Below are 949 nucleotides of genomic sequence, written 5' to 3' on the forward strand. Positions count from 1 at the left end.
GCCCCGAACGGCACGGGCGCACCATGACCGTCCAGCAGATACAACCGCGTGTTCGCTATCGGACGCCCGATCGGGACGACTGACCCATCAAAATCATCGGGACAACTCCAAACCGTCGCGCAGACTGTTGCTTCGGTCGGGCCATAAGCGTTGACGATAGATGCCGGGGCCAGACTTCGGACGAGTTCTGCTTTCGGCAGTTCGCCAGCAAGAATGAGAACTTGCGATGCCAAACATCCCGGATCCTTGCTTGCCTGAAGCAAGGCTGGAGGTAACGTCGCATGGGTTATGGCTTCGCTTCGCAGGTAATCCGATAGCTTGTTACTCGCCTGGCGGAGCTCGTCCGCAGGCAAGTGCAATGCGGCGCCTGAGCCAAAAGCCATGACAAGCTCCCAAGCACTTGCATCAAAACCGAAGGAGGCGAACTGCACGACACGGCTATTTGAACAGACGCCAAAAAGCCCGATCTGAGCCAACCCCAGATTGACCAGGCTGTGATGCTCGACCATGACGCCCTTTGGGGTTCCGGTGGAGCCTGAGGTGTAGATGACATAGGCGAGATGGCGCGGGCTCAGGCCAAGGGCGCGCGGGTCCGGGTTCGAGGCCGGCAGTTCGGCCCAGGCCGGCGTGGCCGTCTCCAGATCGACCACCGTCAGATCGACAAGCGCCTCGGGGCCGAGTGCGGCGCGTCCGGCCGTATCGGCCAGCAGCAGCTTGGGGGCGGCATCGGCGAGCACCTGGTTGAGCCGCGCCGACGGATAGGCCGGATCCAGCGGCAGATAGGCGCCGCCCGCCTTGAGGATCGCCAAAAGACCCACCACCATCGCCGGGCTGCGTTCCAGGCAGATCGCCACCGGCTGATCCGGCCTGATCCCGAGCCCGATCAGATGATGGGCCAGCCGGTTGGCCCGCGCGTTGAGCTCGCCATAGCTCAACCGCTCGTCCTCAT

The 949-nt window shown here is 63.1% G+C and carries 1 protein-coding gene; it reads right to left on the reverse strand.

Features of this window, described 5'->3' with window-relative positions; genetic code table 11:
- On the reverse strand, positions 1 to 935 hold a 935-nt coding region (locus tag AC0L2A_RS36200; protein WP_473612967.1), incomplete at its 3' end, for an AMP-binding protein.
- Positions 936 to 949: the final 14 nt, after the last annotated feature.

It is taken from the genome of Mesorhizobium sp. WSM4844 (assembly GCF_055811775.1).